Source organism: Mesorhizobium sp. M0028 (assembly GCF_040323855.1).
In the GTDB taxonomy this organism is placed as follows: domain Bacteria; phylum Pseudomonadota; class Alphaproteobacteria; order Rhizobiales; family Rhizobiaceae; genus Mesorhizobium.
Genome location: NZ_JAMYVG010000001.1, coordinates 729,562 through 750,586, shown reverse-complemented (window position 1 = coordinate 750,586; position 21,025 = coordinate 729,562). Strand labels below are relative to the sequence as shown.

Here is a 21,025-nt window from a genome sequence, read left to right as displayed (position 1 = left end):
GATGGATCCTTACGCGCTGAAGACACTCAACGCCGAACGTCGTGCCCGCCGCGCGGCGATTTTGGTAACCGATCTTGGTGACGGCCGGGACCGTATCGTGCGCGAGGGCGACCAGGTTGCCGGCGAACTCGGGGCAGCCATCGCCAAGGCATTCCGCACCGGCAATTCCGGGTCGGTCGAAGCTGAGGGACGGGCCTTCTTCCTCAACGCACATCTGCCGCAGCCACGCCTGGTGGTGATCGGCGCCGTCCACATCAGCCAGGCGCTTGCACCGATGGCCAGGATCGCCGGCTATCCCGTCGAGATCATCGATCCCCGCACGGCGTTTGCCACGTCCGACCGCTTTCCCGACATCGCGCTGCATGCCGAATGGCCGGAGGATGTCCTGAAGCGTCAGCCGCTCGACGGCTATACCGCGCTGGCTGCCCTCACTCATGATCCGAAGATCGACGATTTCGCGCTGAAGGCGGCGCTCGACGCCAACTGCTTCTATGTCGGGGCGCTTGGCAGTCGCAAGACCCATGCGAAACGCGTCGAACGCTTGCTGGCTTTGGGCGCGACCGCCGACCAGATCGCCCGCATTCATGCACCGATCGGCCTCGACATTGGGGCTGCCAGCCCGGCCGAGATCGCCGTCGCGGTGTTGGCGCAAGCGATCCACGCCTTTCGCTCTCGCGGCCTCGAATCCAAAGGCGCGGTCGCGTGAAATTTGGTCCCGTTCCGATCGATGCGGCCGAAGGGGCAGTGCTGGCGCACGCCACCACAGCCGGAGAGCGCCGCTTCCGCAAGGCGCACAGGCTAAGCGCCGAGGATGTGTCCCTGTTGAAGGCCTCCGGGATTTCCGAGGTCGTCGCGGCGGTGTTGGCGCCCGATGATCTCAGCGAGGATGCCGCGGCCGAAAAGCTCGCCGCATATATGATCCATCGCAACATCGAGGCGAAGCGCGCTGCGACCGGCAGGGTCAACCTCCACGCGCAGGCTGCCGGCATATTCACCGTCGACGCGGCGATGATCGACGCCATCAATGCCGTCGATCCGACGATTACCATCGCCACGCTGGCGCAGCATGCGCCGGTCGAAAAAGGTCAGATGGTTGCGACGGTGAAAATCATTCCGTTTGCGGTCGCCTTCGCTTTGGTCGATGCGGTGGCAAGGATCTGCGCCGAGGGCGAGATTTTTGCGGTCAACGCCTATCAGCCGGTGCGCGTCGGCCTCATCCAGACGGTGCTGCCCGGCATCAAGCCGAGCGTGCTCGACAAGACGCTGCGCGTCACCGAAGCGCGCCTGGCGCGTTCGGGCAGCCGGCTGACGACGGAGCGTCGAACCCCGCATGAGGTCAGCCCCGTCGCCGAGGCTGCCGCCTCGCTGATCCGCGACAACGATATGGTGGTGATCTTCGGCGCCTCGGCGATGGCCGATTTCGGCGACGTCGTGCCCGCCGCCATCGAAAGGGCAAGCGGCACCGTCATTCGCGCCGGCATGCCGGTCGATCCTGGCAATCTGCTGGTGCTCGGCAATCTAGGCGGCAAGCGCATCATCGGTGCGCCCGGTTGCGCCCGTAGCCCCAAGGAGAACGGCTTCGACTGGGTGCTCGACCGGCTGATTGCTGGTCTCGACGTGACCGCCAGGGATATTGCCGGCATGGGCGTTGGCGGGCTGCTGATGGAAATTCCGACGCGGCCGCAGCCGCGCGAGCCGCTGCCGGCCAAAGCAGAACCAAGGGTCGAGACGGTGCTTCTGGCGGCCGGCCGCTCCAGCCGCATGAGCGGGCCGAACAAGCTTTTGGCGCTGTTCGACGGCAAGCCCCTGGTCCGCCGCACCGCCGAACGCGCGGTCGGTTCGAAAGCCGCGGCCACCATCGTCGTCACCGGCCACGAGCGCGAGCGCGTGCGCAGCGCACTGTCGGGCATGGATGTGACCTTCGCCGACAATCCGGATTTCGCCGAGGGTCTGTCTTCGTCGCTGAAGGCAGGCATCGCCAAGGTTTCTGGCGACGCCGCCGGCGCCCTGATCGTCCTCGGCGATATGCCGGGCGTCGCCTCGGCCGACCTCGACAGGCTGATCGAGGCGTTCCGCAAGTCCGAAGGGCGATCGGTGGTGCGCGCCTCTCATAATGGCCGGCGCGGCAACCCGGTGCTGCTGCCGCGCTCGCTGTTCGCCGCCATCGCTCACCTCGAAGGCGATACCGGTGCCCGTCATCTGGTCGAGGCCGAAGGGCTCGACGTCATCGATGTCGAGATCGGCGAAGGGGCGGCCGTCGATGTCGACACGCGCGAGGCGCTGGAAAGCGCCGGCGGCGTGCTGCAGGATTGACAAACCGAAGCCGAAAAACGCATGGCTGCGGGATGGCCTTTCGTTCTTGCTTCCGGTTCCGCTTGCCCCCCTCTGGCCTCCCGGCCCTGCTGATCGCGATTTTTTTGTCGCTCTCTTGTGCCGCCTACGCCAACGCTCTCGAACTCAAACCCTTCAAGGATGATCTGTTCGCCTATCCGGCGACGCTCTCATCCGAAAACAACGGCGCCTATACGGTCATCGACTATCGTGAGTTGCGCGACATCAACGCCCGTGACGAAGTGCCTGAGCGTCGTGTGCACGCGCAATACACCGATACCGGCGTGCGCAAGGTGCAGCAGGATCTGTTGCTGAAGACCGACGCTGGAGATGTCCGCCACATTGCCGTCGGCAAAGTCGGGGGCGCCAGCATCATCGTGCTTTACCTGCACGGGCAGGGCGGCAGCCGTAAGCAGGGCACCGACGACATCACCTTTGGCGGCAATTTCAACCGCATCAAGAACCTGATGGCCGGCAATGGCGGCCTCTATCTGTCGCCGGATTTTTCCGACTTCGGCGACACCGGTGCCGCCCAGATCGCTGCGTTGATCGGCCACTATGCCGAGCAGTCGCCGGGCGCAAAAATCTTCGTCGCCTGTGGCTCGATGGGCGGTTCGTTATGCTGGAAGCTGGCCGATCGCAAGGACACCGGCGGGCGCATCGACGGGCTGCTGCTGCTCGGCTCGCTGTGGGATGAGAGTTTCTTCTCAAGCCCCGCATTCAAGCGTCGTGTGCCGGTCTTCTTCGGCCAGGGTAGCAAGGACCCGGTGTTTCCAATCGAGAAACAGGAAGGCTTCTTCCGATCGATCCTAGCCAAATCGAGAACCTATCCGACCCGCTTCGTCCGTTTTGAAACTGGCACGCATGGCACGCCAATCCGCATGACCGACTGGCGGGGTACACTCAACTGGATGTTATCGAAGGCCCCCTAGGGCGCGGTGTTGTAGTCGACGACCGTCTGCGGATTTTCCTCGCCGTCGTAAGACGCGTCGACGTCGTACTGGACCAGGGAAAAATCGCCGTTGCGAAACAGATATGTCCCCGATGAAGAGGCATCGCCGATGCCACGCCATTTGTTGAACGTAGCGATCGTCTTGGTCTCTTCGTCGTAATCGGAATTGGTTGCCCAGCCGGAGGTCTGGAAGCCAACTATGGTCATGCCCAGCAATTTGCCTTCGCTGTCGTTGTTTTCGTAGCGAATGTCCATTTCGGGTTCGGCGAACTGCAATTGCCTGACGCCGAGCACGTCGTCGCTCATGTAATAAATAGAGCTTTCGTTATAGGCCGCGGCCGAGCAGGAGAAGTGGAAAAGCCGCGTTTCCCTTTCGGGATCACTGGCAGCCGCATCCTTGTCCTTATAGTGGATCGAGAAAATGTCCGGCTCCTGCGCCAAAAGATCCTTGTCGCACTGGTCGCCATAAGTCGTGGCAAACGCTCTGTTGGCCTGCTCAAGCGCTGCGTCCTTCTTCGGCGGCGGCGGTCCTTCGCCGCAGCTTGCCGGCACGGCATCCTCGAAATCGGCCTTTGACGGTTTCAGCGCACCCTTGTCGATGAAGATCGAGCGAAATGGCGGTTCCTGGATCGAGGCGTTGATCTGGCGCAGCGTATAGCAGCCGGCAAAGACATTTTCGCTGCCGTCCTTGGCTGTCGCCCGGATGGCGACCGGAACGCTGTAGTAGATACTGCCGGCAGCACCGTCTTCGGACACACCACCGGTTTTTACGTCGACCGTGTCGGTGCCGTCATAGCCTTTGACGAAGGAGTTGAAATCCTTGGCCGGCTTGGTGTCGCCGAAATAGTCCCAGGCGCGCGCGAATTCGTGCCGGCTGATGGCACTATAAAGCGACCGGATGACCGCTTCGGCATTCGACCTGTCGTCGATATAAGGCGCGTCTGCGGCGAGCGCCGATTGGCCGGCAAGAGAGATAAAAGCAGCCGTTGCGAAAAGGGCGCGTCTCATCGGGAACCTCCACTCGATGAAAAATCCTATCATATCGATTGCGGCGACGTGGTGACGCTTGAACAATCGCGTGCGAAAGCGCTACCTCTCGCCGTCGGCAGTCGGGCCGCGTGGAGATTTCTTGTGACCATATCAATGTATGAAGCATCCGTGCCGGTATTTTCGGCGAGGCTGAAGGCACTGGCCAACGTCCTGAGCATTGCCGAGCAAAATGCGGCTGACCGGAAGATCGATCCGCAGGTGTATCTCACGGCGAGGCTGGCGCCGGACATGTTCGCCCTGACCAGGCAGGTACAGATTGCCACCGATCACGCCAAGGGCGCGCCGTCGCGGCTGGCCGGGCGTGAGGTGCCAAAATACGAGGACAATGAGGCGAGCTTCGCCGATCTGCAGGCCCGCCTTAGCAAGACATTGGCTCATCTCGCGACATTTTCGGCGGCCGAATTCGATGGTTCAGATGACAGGATGGTCGAACTGAGGCTTGCGGGACGCGAGGTTTCGATGCCAGGAATGCAGTATCTGTTGCATGCCGCCATGCCCAATTTCTATTTCCACCTGACCACTGCCTATGACATCCTGCGCCACAACGGCGTGCCATTGGGCAAGTCGATCTTCCTCGGATTGCGTTGAGATTCGCTCAGGAGATATCCCGGCCGCGCCGGGATATCTCGCGGTGCACTGTTTAGCGCAAGGACATTTCCCGGGCGATGCGTGGGAAATCGGCCGGCTTGACCCCGATATCGGCGCGATCGGCATTGCTCATCGAATGGAGTAGCGCCAGTGCCGCGCGATAGCGCAGCTGTTCCCGCGGACGCGGACGGGCGAACATTTCAGTGAAGAATCCCATGATTCAAGCCCCTCTATTGAAACCTCCGCGGCCTTCAATATAGGCGGATCATGACGATTGTGCAGTGCAGCATTCGCATGGCAGCCATGCTGCCCCGATCTTTTTTGACATAATTCGGCTGGTCCGGCGAAACTTCTGCGGCACTTCGACCGTATGCGTCAGTGCCGGCATTTGGCCGGTTTTTCCTCGCCATTCCTGGCGAACTTCCGGACTGCATGCACATGCAGTCCGGCTTTTTATTGGCCGTGGGGATAAACCCCGTTCGCCGGCATCCTGGGAAAGTCGCCTGGCCTGCCGGCGGCGGGCTTGGAAGCGGCCGGCGCTTTCCTGTATGCTATTGCTTCCTCCTCGCGCAGCCGCGCAAAATTCCCGCCGGAGAACCTCCATGCACAAACGCCGCCTCGGCCAGACCGATCTTTTCGTGTCGCAGATCTGCCTCGGCTCGATGACCTGGGGCCAGCAGAACACCGAGGCGGACGGTCACGCTCAGATGGATTTGGCGTTTGCGCGCGGCGTCAATTTCATCGACACCGCCGAACTCTATCCGATCCCGCCCAAGGCCGAGACGCAGGGCCGCACCGAGACAATCATCGGCAACTGGATGAAGGAGAAGCGCAATCGCGGCCAGGTGATCATCGCCTCGAAAGTGGTTGGCCGCACCGCCAACACCTGGTTTCGCGGCGACCGCCCGTCGAAGCTGGTGCGCGCCGACATCTTCGACGCTATTGATAAGTCACTCGCCAGGCTCAACACCGATTACATCGATCTCTACCAGATCCATTGGCCGGAACGCGACGTACCGTGGGGCGCCAATCCGAACCGCATCGGCGCCGTGCCGCGACGCTCCGATGCCGCCGGCGTGCCGGAGGGCGAGACGCCGATCGCCGAGACGCTTGGTGTGTTCGACGAGCTGGTGAAGGCCGGCAAGATCCGCCACTTCGGCCTGTCGAACGAGAATTCCTGGGGCGTCATGCGTTTCATTGCCGAAGCCGACAAGGGCCTCGGCCCGCGCGTCGTCTCGTTGCAGAACGCCTATAATTTCGTCAACCGCACCTTCGAGGTGAACCTTGCCGAAGTCTGCGAGCGCGAGCAGGTGTCGCTGCTTGCCTATTCGCCGCTGGCGCAAGGCTATTTGACCGGCAAATACGATCATGGCGCGCGGCCGCAGGGCTCGCGCTCGCAGTTGTTCAACCGCGGCCAGCGCTACGAGACGCCGAATGCTGCCGAAGTGCAGCTCGAATACAACCGGTTGGCGCGCACCTTCGGCATGGAGCCGGCCCTGTTTGCCAATGCCTATGTCTCGAACCGGCCCTTGGTCACTTCGAACATCATCGGTGCCACCACCATTTCGCAACTCGAAATGGCGCTCTCTTCCGCCAACGTGGTCTGGACCGAGGACATGCAGAAAGCCGTCGATGCGATCCACCAGCGCGTCGGCAATCCGTGCCCGTGAGGCGTCGAGACGTGATCGTCCGATGATCATAAGGGGAGGGGAACAGCCATGGACTTCCGGATCGACGCGGTGCGCGCAAAATTTCCGGCCTTGTCGCTGACCGACAAGGGCCGCAGGCGCATCTATCTCGACAATCCTGCCGGCACGCAGGTGCCGCAGGCGGTGGCGGACGCGGTGTCACGCTGCCTGCTGACCACCAATGCCAATCTCGGCGGCTTCTTCGAGACCACCATCGCGGCACAAGACATCGTCGACGAGGCCCATCTGGCGATGGCGGATTTCCTTGGCGCGGCAAGTCCGCGGGAAATCATCATCGGCGCCAACATGACGACGTTGACCTACCACATGTCGCGAACGCTTGGCCGTACGATGAAACCCGGCGACGAGATCATCCTCACCCGCATGGACCATGAGGGCAACATCTCACCCTGGCTGCAACTGGCTGAAGACCTTGGCCTTGTCGTGCGCTGGCTACCTTTCGACCAGCAGAGCTGGCAGATCGAGGAGGCGGCGCTCGCCGCGCTGCTTTCCGAGAGGACGCGGCTCATCGCGCTCAACTACGCCAGCAATCTCACCGGGGTCGATCAACCGGGTGAAGGCGTTGACCCGCACTGCCAGGCAGGCCGGTGCGTTGGTCTACGTTGATGCCGTGCAGTTCGCCCCGCATGGCCTGATCGACGTCCAAAATCTCGGCTGTGATTTCCTGATCTGCTCGGCCTACAAGTTCTTCGGCCCACATATGGGAATTTTGTGGGGCAGGCTGGACGTCGTCGATGCGCTGAAGCCGTACAAATGCCGTTGCTCGTCCAATGCCTTGCCGGAGCGCTTCGAGCTCGGCACGCCGCAAATTGAATTGATGGCCGGCCTGTCGGCGGCGGTCGATTATCTTGCCGAGCTGGGCGCGGCGGCCGGCGATCAAGCATCGCGCCGCCAGAAAATAACCAAGGCCTTCGAATTGTCGATCGCTTACGAGAACCCGCTGGCGCAACGGCTGATCGACGGTCTGTCGGATATTGCCGGCCTGACCATCCACGGCATCACCGATCCGAAGCGGATCAATGAGCGCGTGCCGACGGTGTCCTTCACCGTCCAAGGCATCGTGCCGGAGGCGATCGTGCGGCAGATGAATGCGGAAAACATCTTCCTATGGTCCGGCCACAACTACGCCTGGGAGATTGTGCACCAGCTCGGCATTCCGGCCGACCAGGGCGTCGTGCGCATAGGCATCGCTCATTACAACACTTCAGCCGAGATCGACGAGACGCTGGAGAGTGTGCACCGCGTTGTCGCCATGCTGAGGCAGGAACGATCCTGAGCGCGCCTCGCGGGCCGATCATCGCTTGTGGGCGCCGCCAAAACCGGTGAGGAAGGCGGTGAGATTGTCGCCGAGCTCGTCGCAGAGATAGCCGCCTTCCTGGACGATGACTGTCGATAGGCCGAGACCGGCGATGGCCTCGCCAATGCGCGAGAAACCGGGCGTGCTCACCGACAGCCCACCGAACGGATCGCCCTCGAAGGCGTCGAGGCCGAGCGCCACCACCAGCGCTTCTGGCGCAAAGGCGCGGATACGCTGGAAAGCCACGTCCAGTGCTTCGAGGAATGCGGCGTCGCCGGATTTGCGCGGCAGCGGCAGGTTGAGATTGTAGCCGAGGCCGGCGCCTTCGCCGCGCTCGTCGGCATGGCCCCAGAAAAACGGATAGAAGCGCACCGGGTCGGCATGCAGCGACACGGTGAGCACGTCCGGCCGGGCATAGAAGATGCCCTGCGTGCCATTGCCGTGATGCAGGTCGACGTCGAGGATCGCCACCCGCGCCGCTTGCTTGCGCAGAACCCGTGCGGCGACCGCCGAATTGTTGATGAAGCAGAAGCCGCCGGCGACCTCGGCAAAGGCGTGATGGCCGGGCGGACGGCAGAGCGCATAGGCTGAAGGCACGCCCGACATCACCGCCTCGGCTGCTTCAACCGCGCTCCAGGCGCTCCACAGTGCGCTCTGCCACGTCTCGCCGGCGGTGTCGGCCATGTGGTAGCCGGCCTGGCCGACTGCCGAGGCAGGATAGGAGCCGTGCCGCGCGATCGGATGGATGTTGGGAATGACCTCGGCAGAGGCACCCTCGATGCGCTGCCAGCGCGCGAAGATATGCTGGAGGAAATCGAGATATTCGGGCGTATGCACCGCCGCAATCGGGCCGAGCCCGTGATCCCGCGGCCGTTCGATCGTGCAGCCGGCAGCCTTTGCGCCGGCTAGCAATCGCTCGACCCGTTCCGGCTTTTCCGGATTGGGCTGCGGCGCGCCGCTTGAGAGGAACGCCTTCGGGTCGTGGCGCTTCTGTTCTTCGGCATAGAAGGCTTTCATGTTGGCTCCTCCGGTGCATCGGCGAAGGCGAAAAAGGCGTCGCCGACGATCTTCTGCACCTGCTCGTAGCTCGACCAGGCAATGCCCAACCGTTCGTAAAAAGCCTTGGCGGTCTCGTTGTCGGTATCGACGGACAGCCTGAGATAGACGCCGCCTGCCTTCCGGCACTGCGCCGCCACCCGGCGCAGCAGGCGCTCGCCGATCCTGCGGCCGCGAAACCGGTCCTCGACGTAGAGGTCCTGCACATAGACGCCGGGTCGTCCCATCCATGTCGAGAAGATCGGAAAATGCAGGCAAAGCCCGGCAAATTCGCCGCCGACTTCGGCGATCAAGGTCGAGAAGGCAGGCTTTTCGCCAAATCCATAGGTGCGGAGATCCGCAGCTGTCGAGGTGATCTCCTGATGTGCGCCGACATGCGCGCCGAGCCGTAGGAGTGCGGCGTGGATGGTTTCGACGTCCTCCACCCGGCCGGGGCGGATAAGCACGTTTGTGGATGGCGTACTCACGGCAGGCAGGGCGCCCAGGCACCCCCCTCTGTCCTGCCGGACATCTCCCCCTCAAGGGGGGAGATTGGATGTCGCGCCGGGTTTCGCCATTCACCAACGTTGCAGGGTGGGCAGCGAGATCGAAGCTGCCGATCTCTCCCCTTGAGGGAGAGATGGCCGGCAGGCCAGAGGGGGGTGTGCCGGAGCGCAACCATCAGAACGCCACACGGTCGCCGCCCTTGAGCGCCAGCATCTGCCGCGCCTCGGCCGGCGTCGCGACGTCCAGCGACAGCCCGTCGAGCACGCTGCGGATACGGCGGACCTGGTCGGCATTGGACTTGGCCAGTTGGCGCCCGTCGTAGAGGCTGTCCTCCAGCCCGACGCGGACATTGCCGCCCATCGCCGCCGCAATCGAGATCATCGGCATCTGATGGCGTCCGGCGGCCAGCACCGAAAACTGGTAGCTGTCGCCGAACAGTTTGTCGGCGATGCGCTTCATGTGGATCAGGTTTTCGGGATCGGCGCCGATGCCACCGAGGATGCCGAACACGAACTGGATGAACAGCGGTCCCGACACCAGCCCGCGGTCGCGGAAATGCGCCAGCGAGTAGAGGTGGCCGACATCGTAGCACTCGAATTCAAAGCGCGTGCCGCAACCACGCCCAAGCTTCTCAAGCACCGTCTCCATGTCGGCAAAGGTGTTCTTGAAGATCGTGTCGCGGGTCGCCTCGAGCAGCTTCGGCTCCCATTCGTGCTGCCACTCCCGCGGCCGCTCGAGCATGGGGAACAGCGCGAAATTCATCGAGCCCATGTTGAGCGAGCACATTTCCGGCTCCGCCCTGAGCGGGGCGGCCAACCGCTGGTCGAGCGTCATCAGCGAGGAGCCACCGGTGGTGATGTTGATCACTGCGTCGGTCGCCTGCTTGATGCGCGGCAGGAACTGCATGAACACCTCGGGGTCGGCGGTCGGCCTTCCATCCTTGGGGTCGCGGGCGTGAAGATGCAGGATCGAGGCACCGGCTTCGGCGGCGGCGATCGCGTCGGCGGCGATCTGGTCCGGCGTCACCGGCAGATGCGGCGACATCGATGGTGTGTGCACCGACCCGGTGACGGCGCAGGTGATAATGATTTTTCGCGGCGCCATGGTTCGCCCCTCAGCCTTCGACCGGCAGGTCGAGTTCACCGGCCAGCACTTCGAGCGAGTCGCCGATGATGGCTACGATCTCGCCGATCTGCGCGGCGGTGACGATCATCGGCGGCGCGACCATGAAATTGTCGCCGTCGACGCCGCCCTTGACCTTGCGTCCGTAGATGATCAGTCCGCGCTCATAGGCGAGGTCGAGCAGCCGCTGGGTGGCCTTCTTTACCGGCTCGATCGGCCTCAGCGTATCTGGGTCGGCGACCATTTCGGCACCTGTGAGCAGGCCCTTGCCGCGGACGTCGGCGATGAACGGAAACCGCTTCGCCAATCCCTTCAGCTCGTCCATCAAAAGCTTGCCCATATCGGCCGCATTGGCGATCAGGCCGAGACGGTCCATCTCGCCGAGCACGGCGAGCCCGGCGGCGCAGGCGAGCGGGTTGCCGGCATAGGTATGGCCATGCTGGAAGCCGCCCGATGCGAGCAATGGCTGCACCAGCCGCATCGGTGCCGCCAGCGCGCCGAGCGGCGCGTAGCCCGAGCCCAGCCCCTTCGACAGCGCAACGATGTCGGGCTTGCAGTTCCAGTGGTCGCCGCCGAGGAATTTTCCGGTGCGACCGGCGCCGCTCATCACCTCGTCATGGATGAGCAGGATGCCGTAGCGATCGCAGATCTCGCGGATGCGCGGATAGTAGCTGTCCGGCGCCACCAGTGCTGCCGTGGCAGCGCCGCCGACCGGCTCCATGATGAAGGCGAGCACGCTGTCCGGCCCCTCGGCGAGAATCTTCTCCTCCAGCATGTCGGCATAGCGGATGCCGCGCTGTTCCATCGAAAGATTGTCGCGGTCGCGCCAGGCGATGGGCGCCGGCACGGTCGGCATCACTTGCATCATCGGCGCAAATGTTTCGGCCAGCGTATCGTCGCCGGTGACGGCGAGCGCACCCAGCGTGCCGCCATGATAGGACGGAAAACGCGTGATCACCTTCCAGCGGCTGGGCTGGCCGGTGGCGACCGCCCATTGCCGCGCCAGCTTGACGCAGGATTCCGTTGCCTCCGAGCCGCCGGAGACGAAAAAGATGCGGTCCAGGCCCTCGGGGAGTTTGGCCGCCAGTTGCCGCGCGAGCTCCTCGGCCGGTTCGTTCTCGAAATGCAGGCGGTAGGCGAAGGTGGCGCGGTCCATCTGCCGTTTCATCGCGTCGAGCACGTTGCGGTTGGAGTGGCCGATATTGGCGACCATCGGCCCGCTCGATCCGTCGATGAAGCGGCGGCCATCCTGCGTCCACATGTAGATGCCTTCGGCGCGGTCGATCAGCGGCCGACGCAGGCTGGACAGATAAAACAGATGCGAGGCTTCGCGGGCTTCCGGGACAGGGGGCTTCAGCATGTCATGGCTTTCCAAGATAGCGGTCGAGGACATTTCTGGTGACGCGCTCGACCATCGCGTCCTGCCTTAGCAGGCCGGCGACCCATTCGCAGCTTCCTGCGTGAAACACCTCGCCCTTGCCGCGCGGGAAATTGACGATCATGCCGTTGCCGCGTTTGACCTTGTCGAGATTGGCGTCGCTTGCCTCGCCGAACAGCGTTTCGGCGGTGAAGCGACCGTCCTCGTCGCCGAGGAACTGGTCCTCGAACGGAATGTCGGCGCTTTCCTCGACCTGGGCAGCCATGCCGACCGCGAGCACCTGCAGGCCGTCCGGTGCGCCGCTGTCGGGCGTGGGGTAGGGCAGGCCGCCGCGGATCTCGAAATCGAGCCCGTCGACCTCGTAGCCATAGACATGGCTGTCGGCGCCGAGCAGGTCGCCATAGTAGATGCCGGTGCCGGCAAACGCCCAATGCTCAGGCCGGTAGACCGGAAAGCCGCGTACGCCGCGCGGCGCGCAGCCGCCCCAGCCCGCATAGACGCCTCTTGTCGCATTGAGGCCGAAGGTCGCCGCACCCGGCCGGCCGATTTCCGGCGCTTCCCAGGAATTGGTGGCGCGCCTTATATCGCCGCCGCGATAGGCCGGGTCCTCTGCGCGAGCGCGGTATTTGTAGCAGACCTGCCGGCGGCCTTCGTCCTCCAGCCTGGTCTGCCACATGAAATTGCCGGCGAAGCGCGCCGCATGGCCGCCGCGCTCGACATAGGTGTCGACCGCATCGCGCATCTCCCAGGTCCAGTATTCGTCGTGGCCGACGAAGACGACGCAGTCGTAGCCGTCGAGAATGTCGGGCGAAAAATGCAGATCGTGCTGGCTGGCAAGATCGACGGCGTAGCCGGCACGCTCGGCGAAGCGGAAGAAATGGCTGTCATAGCTTGCCCAGCCGGACGAGGCGTATTTCTTCGAATGGCCGGTGGCAAACGCCCATTCCATATGCGGATAGCGCGGCACGGTTTTCGGCGGCACGGCGACTTCGAGCGGCACGCGCGGCGCGTCCCTGGGCAGCACGACGAAGCCGCGGCACCAAGGCCGCTGCGTCGACACTATTCGTGCATACTGGTCGCGGCCTGGCCCGGTGATGCCTTCGTAATGGTTGGAACCGCCCCATGTGTTGTAGGCGAGCCAGGTGCCGGTGGCCGCGACCTGCAGCACGCGACCAAGCTTCTTGCCGGGCTGCGGCGCGACGATGAAAAGATGGTGGTAGCGGATCGGCTTGCCGTCGCGAGCGTCGGCTTCAAGCGTGACGCGATAGGCGCCGGACGGCCAGTCGTCGCCGATGCAAAATTCGAACGATGCTTCCCAGCCGCAGCCCTCGACCGAACACTGATCAGGCGTATCCTGCCAGCGCGCCGCGATCCCGGTCCTTTCGAATATCGTCGTTTCCGTACCGCCGTCGCGGACGATCGCGATGCCGAAACTGGCGGCCGTCGAGCTGACATGCAGCGCCACCATCTCGCCGGGGCGGTAGGAAAAACGGTCGCTGTAGCACCAGATTTCGCCGCGCCCGCCATCCATACCCGGCCATTCCCAGTAATGGCTGCGCACCGCCTGGCGTCGCTGCTCCGGCGTCAGTCCGAAATCGGGAAACTCGGTCGGCAGATGGTTCATGGACACCGCTAAGGTCGAAGGCCGCCATTTCGGCCATCCGCCGGCCAAGCGTCAATTGGAAACGATCGGGCCAGTCATCGCCGGGCTGCTCCCTTGGCCTTGCCGGACAAACAGACTATCTCACAAAACGCGGCCTTGTCCGCCACGGGAGCCGATATGCTGAGAGTGCAAAAGGTTAGGGTCAACGACATTTACGTGCCGACCGCGCGCAAGAAGACGCTGCATCCCGAGACCGTCCGCCATCTTGCCGAGGACATTCTGGAAAACGGCATGAATACGCCGATCCAGGTGCGCCATGACGGCAAGCGCCATATCCTGGTCGAAGGCCTGCATCGGCTCGAAGCGGCCAAGTGGCTCGGCGAGACTGAGATCGACGCCTATCTGGTGCAAGCCAAGCGCCACTGAAGCCACTCGGTTCCGTCGTTCGAATCTCCGGTTCCGCGGATTTTTTCTCGTGGACCGTGTCGGCTTGCGTCTTGTCGGTTCGTCCTAGACACGAAAGCCAAACCCGACATGTGAGGAAACACCATGACCACCAAGCTCGACATCGCCCCCAACTCCGACCGCGAGCTGGTTCTCGCCCGCATCATCGATGCACCGCGCGAGAACGTCTATCGCTGCTGGACCGAGCCGAAGCTGTTGACGCAATGGTTTGCGCCGAAGCCGTGGACGACGCCGCGCGCTGAGATGGACGTTCGCGCCGGCGGCACCAGCCTGGTCGTCATGGCCGGTCCCGACGGCAACGAGTTTGCGAACCCCGGCGTCTTCCTCGAAGTCGTGCCGGGCAGGAAGCTCGTCTTCACCGATGCCTATACCAAGGCGTGGGAGCCTTCCGCCAAACCGTTCATGACCGGCATTGTGACACTCGAGGACGAGGGCACGGGCAAGACCCGCTACGTCGCCCGGGTTGCGCATTGGTCGGTCGCCGACCGCGAACAGCACGAGAAAATGGGTTTTCACGAGGGCTGGGGCCAGTGCGCCGAACAGCTCGAGGAAGTCGCAAGGCGACTTTGATGCAAACGGGAGAGGGAGACTGGCATGTCCAGATCGATATTTTTCGCCATTTTCGCTTCGGCCGCCGCGCTGTTTGCCGCGCCGGGCACCATCAACGCTGAGGAGGCCAAGCCCGCCATGACGACCGCAACCGCAACATTGCCGAAGCCGGAAAAATCCGGCCTGCTGCCGATCAACGGTTTGAACTATTATTACGCCGTCTATGGTAAGGGCGAGCCGCTGCTTCTGCTGCATGGCGGGCTCGGCACGACGGATATGTTCGCGCCGATCCTGCCGAAGCTTACCGAAAACCGCACCGTCATCGGCGTCGACCTGCAGGGCCATGGCCGCACCGCACTCGGCGACCGGCCGCTCAGCCTGGAGGCGATGGGCGACGACATGGCGGCGATCGTCAAGGCGCTCGGCTACGACAAGGTCGACGTCATGGGTTATTCGCTGGGTGGCGGCGTCGCCTTCCGAATGGCCGTGCAGCATCCCGAGGCGGTGCGCCGGCTGGTGCTGGTCTCGACCCCCTACGCCGCGGACGGCTTCTATGCCGAGATGCGTGGCCAGCAGGCACAGGTCGGCGCGGCGATGGCTGACATGATGAAGGACACGCCGATGTACAAATCCTACGTCGCCGTTGCGCCGCATCCGGAGGATTTTCCGAAACTCCTCGATCAACTTGGCGCCTATATGCGCAAGGACTACGATTATTCCGCCGACGTGCCGAAGCTGAAAATGCCGGTGATGCTGGTGTTCGGCGACAGCGACATGTACCGGCCCGAGCACGAGATCAAATTCTACCAGATGCTCGGCGGCGGATTGAAGGACGCCGGCTGGATGCGCGAGAACCTGTCGCAGAACCGCCTGGCGATCGTGCCGAACCGCACCCACTACGATGTGTTCTTCGCGCCGGAGCTCACAGCTGCCGCGCTGCCGTTCCTCAATGGCGAGACCAAGGTCAAGACCTGGGACGAAGTCGTCAACGAAACGAACTGACACGCAGTCAATTGTCTGCCGGCCGTCTCCCGCGAGACGGCCGGCATTTCGTCAATGAGGCCTTGGCGCGGCGCATCGGCCAGTCGTGTATCGGTCGCATCACAGCTATAGATGGCCCCATCAAAGCTTTTCAATTGACGCTACCGCGCCTATCGATAGGTATGCCGCCTATCCTCACAGGCAGGGACACGGGCGATGGCTGGGTATCAGGGCGGGTGTTTGTGCGGCGCGGTGCGCTACCGCGCCGAGGCAGCACCGATCAATGAGCGCGTCTGCCATTGCCGGTTGTGCCAGAAGGCGCTGGGTGCCGCCTTCAACGCGCGCATGCTGTTTCGTATCGACGATGTGACGGTCGACGGACCGCTGGCGATGGTGAATTCCTCGCCCGATCTCAAGCGCGGCTTTTGCCCGCGCTGCGGCACGACGATGTTTTCCCGGCGCGATTCCGCCGGCATCATCGGCGTCACCACCGGCTCGCTCGATGACCCCTCAGTGTTCAGGCCCGAGATGCATATCTGGACCGCCTCGAAGCAGCCCTGGGTGCAGATCGACGACGGCCTGCCGCAATATGAAGGCGCGCCACCTCCGGTTTGAGGTGAAATCTGGACAAAATTTAATCCAAAGCGACACGAGATAGCCGGCAAAGCGTCATTGGCGGGCCATCATTGCTGCCTATCTATTGCGTGCGGGCGGCAGTCGAGGAGGCGACGGAATGAACGACAGCATCAACACCCTGGACGAACTCTTGAGCGATCCGATGATCAAGCTGGTGATGGAGCGCGACCGCGTGCAACCGGCAGAACTTCGCACGCTGCTCGAAGAAAAGGTCCGCCGGGCGGACGATGATGTGGCGGTCAACGATCGTTTTGTACCGCCGGCCCACCTGATGGCCACGACCTGCCACAAGCTGTGGCTGTGCGGCTAGGGTCTTGAAGCGGTTAGCCGGAATTTGCCGGCAAATAGCTGTAATGGCTGCGGAAATAAGCGAGTTTGAAGCCGAGACGTGCATAGTTGCGATAGGCCGGCCCGTCGCGTTCGGCTTGCGGCGCCTCGATATCGGCCACGAACAGTTTTGCACCGGCCGCAAGTCCGTCGCGCACCATCGCTTCGCCGAGCATTGCATCGAGATCGAAGCTCGGCGCCGTGATGCCGGGCACCGGCGCGTCGATGCCGCTCCAGGCCATGCCGTCGGCGCCGATGAACATCGAGCGCACCGCCGCCACCGCGCCGTCCCGCCGCAGCATGTAATGGCGCCAGCCGCGCCGGCCGGCCAGCGCCAGTAACCACGGTGAGGTCGGCAACCGGTATTGGCTGTCGATGAACCCAGCCCATTCCCTTGCCGTTGCCGGCGTCACCCGCTCGACCGAGACATCCTCCGTCGGGAAAAGCGGCTCCGGTGGCAATGGCGCGGCGTCGCGAAAGATGCGTTCCCAGCCGCCCTGACGCTGCAAGCCGCGCGCCTCGAGCCAGCAGCTGAGCGTCGCCGGCTCGGTATGTGGATTGGTGTAGAACCCGGGCCTCAGAATACCGGCCTCGCGATAATGCGCCAGAAGCGCGTCAAGCCGGCTCTCGGTGGCTGCGCTATCGACACCGAAATTCTTGACGCAGTTGAAATGGATGAACGGGATCGTCGTGCAGGTGGTCCAGACGAGATCGCCATCTTCGGCGATGGCAAGGCCTTGCCTTGCGGCAAAGTCTGCCGGGGCGGCGCGATAGAGGTCGAGCCAGGCATCGACCTCGGCGCGTTCGATAACGCGGCTGAGATCGTCAGATATCCTGTCGATCCCGATGGCGGGCGAGCATGGCTCGGGCGGGGCTACGGGCTGCAATTCTGACAGGGCGGCGGGCTGCATGACTTTCTCCCAAGTATGGCCTTACACTGTAAGATTAGTGGAGACTAATCTCATGCCGTGAGTTGTCAAGCGGGATTGCGAGGCAGCCACGTGGCCGAACGCTGGGGGATAGCGCACCTCCGTCCGGGCGAACGTCCCGATGCGAAGCCCTAACAATTCGATTCAAACTTTGTTGGTAGTTTCTTGTTAGGAATCCATCTTGGTTTGTCCGGCGGCGTTGTCCTGCCTTCGGTCTGTTTGTGTTTTGCGTACAGGTCCAGATGCAGTTATCAGGCGTCGTCATCTTCTCGATCGCAGCGCTGTGCCTTGCCGGCTGCACGTCAACCTCCGGCGTCGATGCGCTGCAAGTGCCGTCCAGTGAGACCACCAGCTCGGTTGTGCGGCCACCAGCGCCGGTGGCATCCGTGGCGAAAACTGATGCTGCGCCAGCCTTCGCGGAACAGGAGCAGGACGAACAACAGGTCGCGATGGACGTACCCGACCAGGGCGTCGAACCGGCGGCCGAGGTCATCGCGCTGGTGTCGCCGCCGAAGCGGCTGACACGCGCAGCACCGGCGATGCTTGCCGAGCCGGTCACGCGCTATGGTTTTCGCGACGCCAAGCCGATCAATTTCGGTAAGTCCTCCTCGCCGAGGCGCCTTGCCGTCCATGGCGTCGACGTTTCGCGCTGGCAGGGCAATGTGAACTGGCAAAAGCTGCGCGCCCAGGGCGCCAACTTCGCCTACATCAAGGCGACCGACGGCGGCGATCATATCGACCCGATGTTTACCAGGAACTGGCGCAATGCCGACGCCGCCGGCCTCAGGCGCGGCGCGTACCACTTCTTCTACTGGTGCCGCACCGCCGGCGAGCAGGCCGACTGGTTCATCCGCAATGTGCCGAGGGTCGAGGGCGCGCTGCCGCCGGTGATCGACGTCGAGTGGAACGGCGAATCCAGCTGCAAGCGCCGCCCGTCGCGGCAAAAGGTGCTGGAGAAGATGCAGGTGTTCATGGACAAGCTCGAGCGCTACTACGGCCAGCGCCCAATCATCTACACCGCGCCTGACTTCTACCGTGACAATCTCAGGGGCGCCTTCCCAGATTATCCATTCTGGCTGCGCGCCGTGGCGGCGCACCCATCAAAGGTTTATCCCGGCCGCAAATGGCTGTTCTGGCAATATTCCGGGTCCGGCCTGTCGCACGGCGTAAGAGGCCGCATCGACCTCAACGTGTTCCATGGTGATGAGAGGGCGTGGCGCGACTGGGTTGGCGGCCGGCAGATGGTGGCGGAGGCCGAGTAGCGGCAGCTCTTGCCTTCTCCCACAAGGGGAGAAGGGATAGCGCTCGGTTTTCCACACTTGGTCTCAAATTCCTTGGACGTCATGCCCAGATTGGATACCCTCGTCCCATGCCGCACCAGCCCGTCGCGCCGACCAAGCGTCGTTTCGCCCGCTCTATGCGACGCGAGCCGACCGAGGCGGAAGACCGCCTGTGGCATGAGCTGCGCGGACGCAAGCTCGACAGCATCAAATTCCGGCGTCAGGTCCCGGTCGGCCGGTTCATCGCCGATTTTGTTTGCGCCGAGGGCAGGCTGATTGTCGAGATCGACGGCAGCCAGCACGCGGATTCGGGCTATGATCGGGAGCGGAATGCCGAATTGAAGGCGAGGGGCTTTCGCGTGCTGCGCTTCTGGAACGATGACGTGCTGCGGGATCTGAACGCCGTCTGCGATACCATCATCGCCTACGTACGGGACGAGAGTTTGCAGCCTTGGGAGAAGGTGGCTCGGCGCGGAGCGCCGAGACGGTTGAGGGGTGTTGGACGTAGCGCCGCCGGTGCCAAGCTGGAGCACCCCTCATCCGACCTCGCTTCGCGAGGCCACCTTCTCCCACAAGGGGAGAAGGGGAGATCGCACCTTCTACGCCTCTACATATTCCGCCAGGTTGACAGCTTTGGGCACATCCAGCCCATCGGCCCGCAGGCCTTCGATATGAAAGCGTATTGCGTCACGAATTTCGGCTTCAACCTCGGGCACCGTCGCACCGGTGGCGATGCAGCCGGGCAGGTCCGGCACGTAAGCGGAGAAATTGTTTCCGGCTTTTTCGATCACCACCGCGTATCGCATTGTCATCACTCCTTCAAGCCGGATTGCTTGAGGATGCTGTTTCGGGCGCATCTGTCAAAGGTCTAACCCCGGCCGCAAATGGCTGTTCTGGCAATATTTCGGCTCCGGCCTGCCGCACGGGTGATGTGCCGCATCGACCTCAACGGCTTGCACGGTGACGAAGACAAAGGCCCGGCTGGGCTGGTGGCCACAGATGGTGCGGGGCGGAGTAGAGGCGGTGGATCCTAGCTCCGTCACCTCTGAAAGCCGATTAGCAACTAGCGCAGCGAGCTTTGGGATATTTTCTGATTCAAGTCGGCTATCGCATCTGACATAGCGCCGAACTTCGCGCAGCTGTCATTTTTTCGTCTTCCGTTCACCTGATAGACTACTTCAAAGGAATTCTTCCCTGGTGCAATGGTTAAACGATGCATATTATTGCCGTTTTGCGCAATCCAGTCATTTGGTTGGACTTGTATCCATTCTAGTTTAACCGAAAGCCCTTCGAGTGCCTGCCTCATCTCGTGCGCGCTCTTGAAGCGTTTCGTTGGGTCAAAATTACAAGCCTTATTGCAGATCCTTTTCAATCTGTCTGGGATGTATTCGGGATAACCAATGCGCTTTATCACTTGGCCCATTTTGATCGTTGCCATAGTAATTGGAAAAGTATTCCAGTCACGAATATTGCACGCCAACTGGTAAATCGACATACCTGTCGAATATACCTCCGTCGCAATGGAAGTTTCTTTTGCAGAAAATAATTCCGGTGCAGAATATACCGGAGTTCCAGCGGCGCTTCCATGCGGAACTCCTCCGGTGGATTTTGCTAAGCCAAAATCCGATAATTTTGCATCCTTTCCATCTAGCATGAAATTTGCAGGTTTTATGTCACGATGCAGCACGGAGTTGCTGTGAGCATTTTCTAACGCAAACAGTATATCGATAGCCCACCTAATTGCCATTCTAATCGAAACGTGTTGCTTCTCCAAAAAGGATTCCGCTGAGCCATCCGGAAGGTATTCCATCTCGATGGCGGCGTATTTCTTGCCTCCGTGAGAAATCGGTTGAACATCAAATATCTTAACTACGCGATCGTGTTGGCAAAGATGCAAAACTTGGGCTTCGATGTGAGCCTTGAATGCAGCTGGGTCTTTATTCTCGACGTATTTGACCGCACATTCGCGATTCATCACGAGATCGACGGCGTGATAGACCTCGCCAAAGGCGCCCGCGCCGACATATTTTTTTATTCGAACGTTACTTATGTTGTCATTGACCGAGAATAGCATGACCCTACCCCAAAGCGGCTCTCCAAGCGACTAGAACACTTTTTCGCTGCATGTCGTCCCACAGGGGTGGATGCGTGCCAAATTTTGCATCGACGGCATCAATTGGCTTAGCGCCTGCTGGGAGGCCAAACGGGCCCCCTTTGATAAAGGCTTGAGGCGAAAAAGCCCTTAGCGGTGCGTTATGGGTTTTGCAGGATTGAGAGAGTATACCG

Annotated in this window: 20 protein-coding genes and 4 pseudogenes; 14 read left to right on the top strand and 10 right to left on the bottom strand. The window is 62.3% G+C overall.

All coding sequences use genetic code 11. From position 1 onward, the window contains the following. The first annotated feature begins 1 nt into the window (after position 1). The 3 genes from NKJ93_RS03865 to NKJ93_RS03855 are packed head-to-tail and all read left to right on the top strand — an operon-like array spanning position 2 to position 3,263. Positions 2-706 carry an XdhC family protein gene (locus NKJ93_RS03865; RefSeq protein ID WP_352481162.1) on the top strand — a complete coding sequence of 235 codons (705 nt, stop codon included), beginning with the start codon at positions 2-4 and terminating at the stop codon, positions 704-706. Beyond that, positions 703-2,313: an NTP transferase domain-containing protein gene (locus NKJ93_RS03860; RefSeq protein WP_352495811.1), complete on the top strand. Its 1,611-nt coding sequence runs from the start codon at positions 703-705 to the stop codon at positions 2,311-2,313. The genes NKJ93_RS03865 and NKJ93_RS03860 overlap by 4 nt, the downstream gene beginning before the upstream one ends. A 32-nt stretch (positions 2,314-2,345) precedes the next feature. Beyond that, positions 2,346-3,263 carry an alpha/beta hydrolase gene (locus NKJ93_RS03855; RefSeq protein WP_084642439.1) on the top strand — a complete coding sequence of 306 codons (918 nt, stop codon included), beginning with the start codon at positions 2,346-2,348 and terminating at the stop codon, positions 3,261-3,263. On the opposite strand, the gene NKJ93_RS03850 is transcribed toward NKJ93_RS03855, so the two are convergent. After that, the gene (locus NKJ93_RS03850) at positions 3,260-4,291 is read right to left on the bottom strand and encodes a DUF1176 domain-containing protein (RefSeq protein ID WP_023717409.1); all 1,032 of its coding nucleotides are present in this window, start codon (positions 4,289-4,291) and stop codon (positions 3,260-3,262) included. The genes NKJ93_RS03855 and NKJ93_RS03850 overlap by 4 nt on opposite strands. Before the next feature lie 123 nt (positions 4,292-4,414). Here NKJ93_RS03850 and NKJ93_RS03845 point away from each other — a divergent pair, with 123 nt between their 5' ends. Further along, positions 4,415-4,921: a DUF1993 domain-containing protein gene (locus tag NKJ93_RS03845; protein WP_023717410.1), complete on the top strand. Its 507-nt coding sequence runs from the start codon at positions 4,415-4,417 to the stop codon at positions 4,919-4,921. Between the two features lie 52 nt (positions 4,922-4,973). On the opposite strand, the gene NKJ93_RS03840 is transcribed toward NKJ93_RS03845, so the two are convergent. Further along, positions 4,974-5,138 (bottom strand): hypothetical protein, encoded by a 165-nt coding sequence (locus tag NKJ93_RS03840; RefSeq protein WP_023674744.1) that lies wholly within the window; start codon positions 5,136-5,138, stop codon positions 4,974-4,976. A gap of 385 nt (positions 5,139-5,523) precedes the next feature. Between NKJ93_RS03840 and NKJ93_RS03835 the strand changes: the two genes are divergently transcribed. After that, positions 5,524-6,591 carry an aldo/keto reductase gene (locus NKJ93_RS03835; protein ID WP_023717412.1) on the top strand — a complete coding sequence of 356 codons (1,068 nt, stop codon included), beginning with the start codon at positions 5,524-5,526 and terminating at the stop codon, positions 6,589-6,591. Positions 6,592-6,639: 48 nt separating this feature from the next. Then, positions 6,640-7,906: pseudogene (locus NKJ93_RS03830) on the top strand (cysteine desulfurase-like protein). Positions 7,907-7,924: 18 nt separating this feature from the next. Here NKJ93_RS03830 and NKJ93_RS03825 read toward each other — a convergent pair. From NKJ93_RS03825 to NKJ93_RS03805, 5 genes are all read right to left on the bottom strand, one after another. Continuing rightward, positions 7,925-8,944, bottom strand: a complete 1,020-nt coding sequence (locus tag NKJ93_RS03825; RefSeq protein WP_352587684.1) for a histone deacetylase family protein — start codon at positions 8,942-8,944, stop codon at positions 7,925-7,927. Beyond that, entirely contained in the window at positions 8,941-9,450 is a 510-nt protein-coding gene (locus tag NKJ93_RS03820) for a GNAT family N-acetyltransferase (RefSeq protein WP_352495812.1), read from the bottom strand. Before NKJ93_RS03820 ends, NKJ93_RS03825 begins: the two co-directional genes overlap by 4 nt. A 193-nt stretch (positions 9,451-9,643) precedes the next feature. Next, entirely contained in the window at positions 9,644-10,573 is a 930-nt protein-coding gene (gene kce / locus NKJ93_RS03815) for a 3,5-dioxohexanoate:acetyl-CoA acetone transferase (RefSeq protein WP_023717415.1), read from the bottom strand. Between the two features lie 10 nt (positions 10,574-10,583). Beyond that, positions 10,584-11,951: an aminotransferase family protein gene (locus NKJ93_RS03810; protein ID WP_352587682.1), complete on the bottom strand. Its 1,368-nt coding sequence runs from the start codon at positions 11,949-11,951 to the stop codon at positions 10,584-10,586. 1 nt (position 11,952) lies between these two features. Beyond that, the gene (locus tag NKJ93_RS03805) at positions 11,953-13,593 is read right to left on the bottom strand and encodes a N,N-dimethylformamidase beta subunit family domain-containing protein (protein WP_352587679.1); all 1,641 of its coding nucleotides are present in this window, start codon (positions 13,591-13,593) and stop codon (positions 11,953-11,955) included. Positions 13,594-13,749: 156 nt separating this feature from the next. On the opposite strand from NKJ93_RS03805, the gene NKJ93_RS03800 reads away from it, so the two are divergent. From NKJ93_RS03800 to NKJ93_RS03780, 5 genes are all read left to right on the top strand, one after another. Beyond that, on the top strand, positions 13,750-13,998 hold the full coding sequence (locus NKJ93_RS03800) for a ParB N-terminal domain-containing protein (protein WP_023717418.1): 249 nt from the start codon (positions 13,750-13,752) through the stop codon (positions 13,996-13,998). Between the two features lie 123 nt (positions 13,999-14,121). Continuing rightward, positions 14,122-14,607, top strand: coding sequence for an SRPBCC family protein (locus NKJ93_RS03795; RefSeq protein ID WP_352587676.1), 486 nt, complete (start codon positions 14,122-14,124; stop codon positions 14,605-14,607). A gap of 24 nt (positions 14,608-14,631) precedes the next feature. Further along, complete coding sequence (locus NKJ93_RS03790; protein WP_023717420.1) at positions 14,632-15,588, top strand: alpha/beta fold hydrolase; 957 nt, start codon at positions 14,632-14,634, stop codon at positions 15,586-15,588. Positions 15,589-15,783: 195 nt separating this feature from the next. Next, a complete protein-coding gene (locus NKJ93_RS03785) occupies positions 15,784-16,182 on the top strand; it encodes a GFA family protein (RefSeq protein WP_023717421.1) in 399 nt (132 codons plus the stop codon). Positions 16,183-16,300: 118 nt separating this feature from the next. Next, the gene (locus NKJ93_RS03780) at positions 16,301-16,513 is read left to right on the top strand and encodes a hypothetical protein (protein ID WP_023717422.1); all 213 of its coding nucleotides are present in this window, start codon (positions 16,301-16,303) and stop codon (positions 16,511-16,513) included. Positions 16,514-16,526: 13 nt separating this feature from the next. Here the strand turns inward: NKJ93_RS03780 and NKJ93_RS03775 are convergent, their stop codons facing one another. After that, positions 16,527-17,441 (bottom strand): hypothetical protein, encoded by a 915-nt coding sequence (locus NKJ93_RS03775; RefSeq protein ID WP_352587673.1) that lies wholly within the window; start codon positions 17,439-17,441, stop codon positions 16,527-16,529. A 260-nt stretch (positions 17,442-17,701) separates the two neighbouring features. Between NKJ93_RS03775 and NKJ93_RS33560 the strand changes: the two are divergent. The 3 pseudogenes from NKJ93_RS33560 to NKJ93_RS03765 form a co-directional block, all read left to right on the top strand. Continuing rightward, positions 17,702-17,845 (top strand): annotated as a pseudogene (locus NKJ93_RS33560) (glycoside hydrolase family 25 protein); the annotation flags it as partial. Between the two features lie 81 nt (positions 17,846-17,926). Then, positions 17,927-18,721, top strand: a pseudogene (locus tag NKJ93_RS03770) (glycoside hydrolase family 25 protein); the annotation flags it as partial. Positions 18,722-18,828: 107 nt separating this feature from the next. After that, a pseudogene (locus tag NKJ93_RS03765) lies at positions 18,829-19,107 on the top strand (endonuclease domain-containing protein); the annotation flags it as partial. Positions 19,108-19,338: 231 nt separating this feature from the next. Here NKJ93_RS03765 and NKJ93_RS03760 read toward each other — a convergent pair. Together NKJ93_RS03760 and NKJ93_RS03755 are read right to left on the bottom strand one after the other, a co-directional pair. Next, positions 19,339-19,545, bottom strand: coding sequence for a type II toxin-antitoxin system HicB family antitoxin (locus NKJ93_RS03760; RefSeq protein WP_352587932.1), 207 nt, complete (start codon positions 19,543-19,545; stop codon positions 19,339-19,341). Positions 19,546-19,802: 257 nt separating this feature from the next. Further along, the gene (locus tag NKJ93_RS03755; protein WP_352587667.1) at positions 19,803-20,813 is read right to left on the bottom strand and encodes a serine/threonine-protein kinase; all 1,011 of its coding nucleotides are present in this window, start codon (positions 20,811-20,813) and stop codon (positions 19,803-19,805) included. Between the last annotated feature and the right edge of the window lie 212 nt (positions 20,814-21,025).

Excerpts from the sequence above, each read along its gene's own strand:
- NKJ93_RS03865 (WP_352481162.1), top strand. The coding sequence starts at position 2 with ATGGATCCTTACGCGCTGAAGACACTCAACGCCGAACGTCGTGCCCGC.
- NKJ93_RS03760 (WP_352587932.1), bottom strand. The coding sequence starts at position 19,545 with ATGCGATACGCGGTGGTGATCGAAAAAGCCGGAAACAATTTCTCCGCT.
- NKJ93_RS03835 (WP_023717412.1), top strand. The coding sequence starts at position 5,524 with ATGCACAAACGCCGCCTCGGCCAGACCGATCTTTTCGTGTCGCAGATC.
- NKJ93_RS03790 (WP_023717420.1), top strand. The coding sequence starts at position 14,632 with ATGTCCAGATCGATATTTTTCGCCATTTTCGCTTCGGCCGCCGCGCTG.
- NKJ93_RS03805 (WP_352587679.1), bottom strand. The coding sequence starts at position 13,593 with ATGAACCATCTGCCGACCGAGTTTCCCGATTTCGGACTGACGCCGGAG.
- NKJ93_RS03810 (WP_352587682.1), bottom strand. The coding sequence starts at position 11,951 with ATGCTGAAGCCCCCTGTCCCGGAAGCCCGCGAAGCCTCGCATCTGTTT.
- NKJ93_RS03840 (WP_023674744.1), bottom strand. The coding sequence starts at position 5,138 with ATGGGATTCTTCACTGAAATGTTCGCCCGTCCGCGTCCGCGGGAACAG.
- NKJ93_RS03850 (WP_023717409.1), bottom strand. The coding sequence starts at position 4,291 with ATGAGACGCGCCCTTTTCGCAACGGCTGCTTTTATCTCTCTTGCCGGC.
- NKJ93_RS03825 (WP_352587684.1), bottom strand. The coding sequence starts at position 8,944 with ATGAAAGCCTTCTATGCCGAAGAACAGAAGCGCCACGACCCGAAGGCG.
- NKJ93_RS03755 (WP_352587667.1), bottom strand. The coding sequence starts at position 20,813 with ATGCTATTCTCGGTCAATGACAACATAAGTAACGTTCGAATAAAAAAA.
- NKJ93_RS03795 (WP_352587676.1), top strand. The coding sequence starts at position 14,122 with ATGACCACCAAGCTCGACATCGCCCCCAACTCCGACCGCGAGCTGGTT.
- NKJ93_RS03800 (WP_023717418.1), top strand. The coding sequence starts at position 13,750 with ATGCTGAGAGTGCAAAAGGTTAGGGTCAACGACATTTACGTGCCGACC.
- NKJ93_RS03775 (WP_352587673.1), bottom strand. The coding sequence starts at position 17,441 with ATGCAGCCCGCCGCCCTGTCAGAATTGCAGCCCGTAGCCCCGCCCGAG.
- NKJ93_RS03785 (WP_023717421.1), top strand. The coding sequence starts at position 15,784 with ATGGCTGGGTATCAGGGCGGGTGTTTGTGCGGCGCGGTGCGCTACCGC.
- kce (WP_023717415.1), bottom strand. The coding sequence starts at position 10,573 with ATGGCGCCGCGAAAAATCATTATCACCTGCGCCGTCACCGGGTCGGTG.
- NKJ93_RS03780 (WP_023717422.1), top strand. The coding sequence starts at position 16,301 with ATGAACGACAGCATCAACACCCTGGACGAACTCTTGAGCGATCCGATG.
- NKJ93_RS03855 (WP_084642439.1), top strand. The coding sequence starts at position 2,346 with ATGGCCTTTCGTTCTTGCTTCCGGTTCCGCTTGCCCCCCTCTGGCCTC.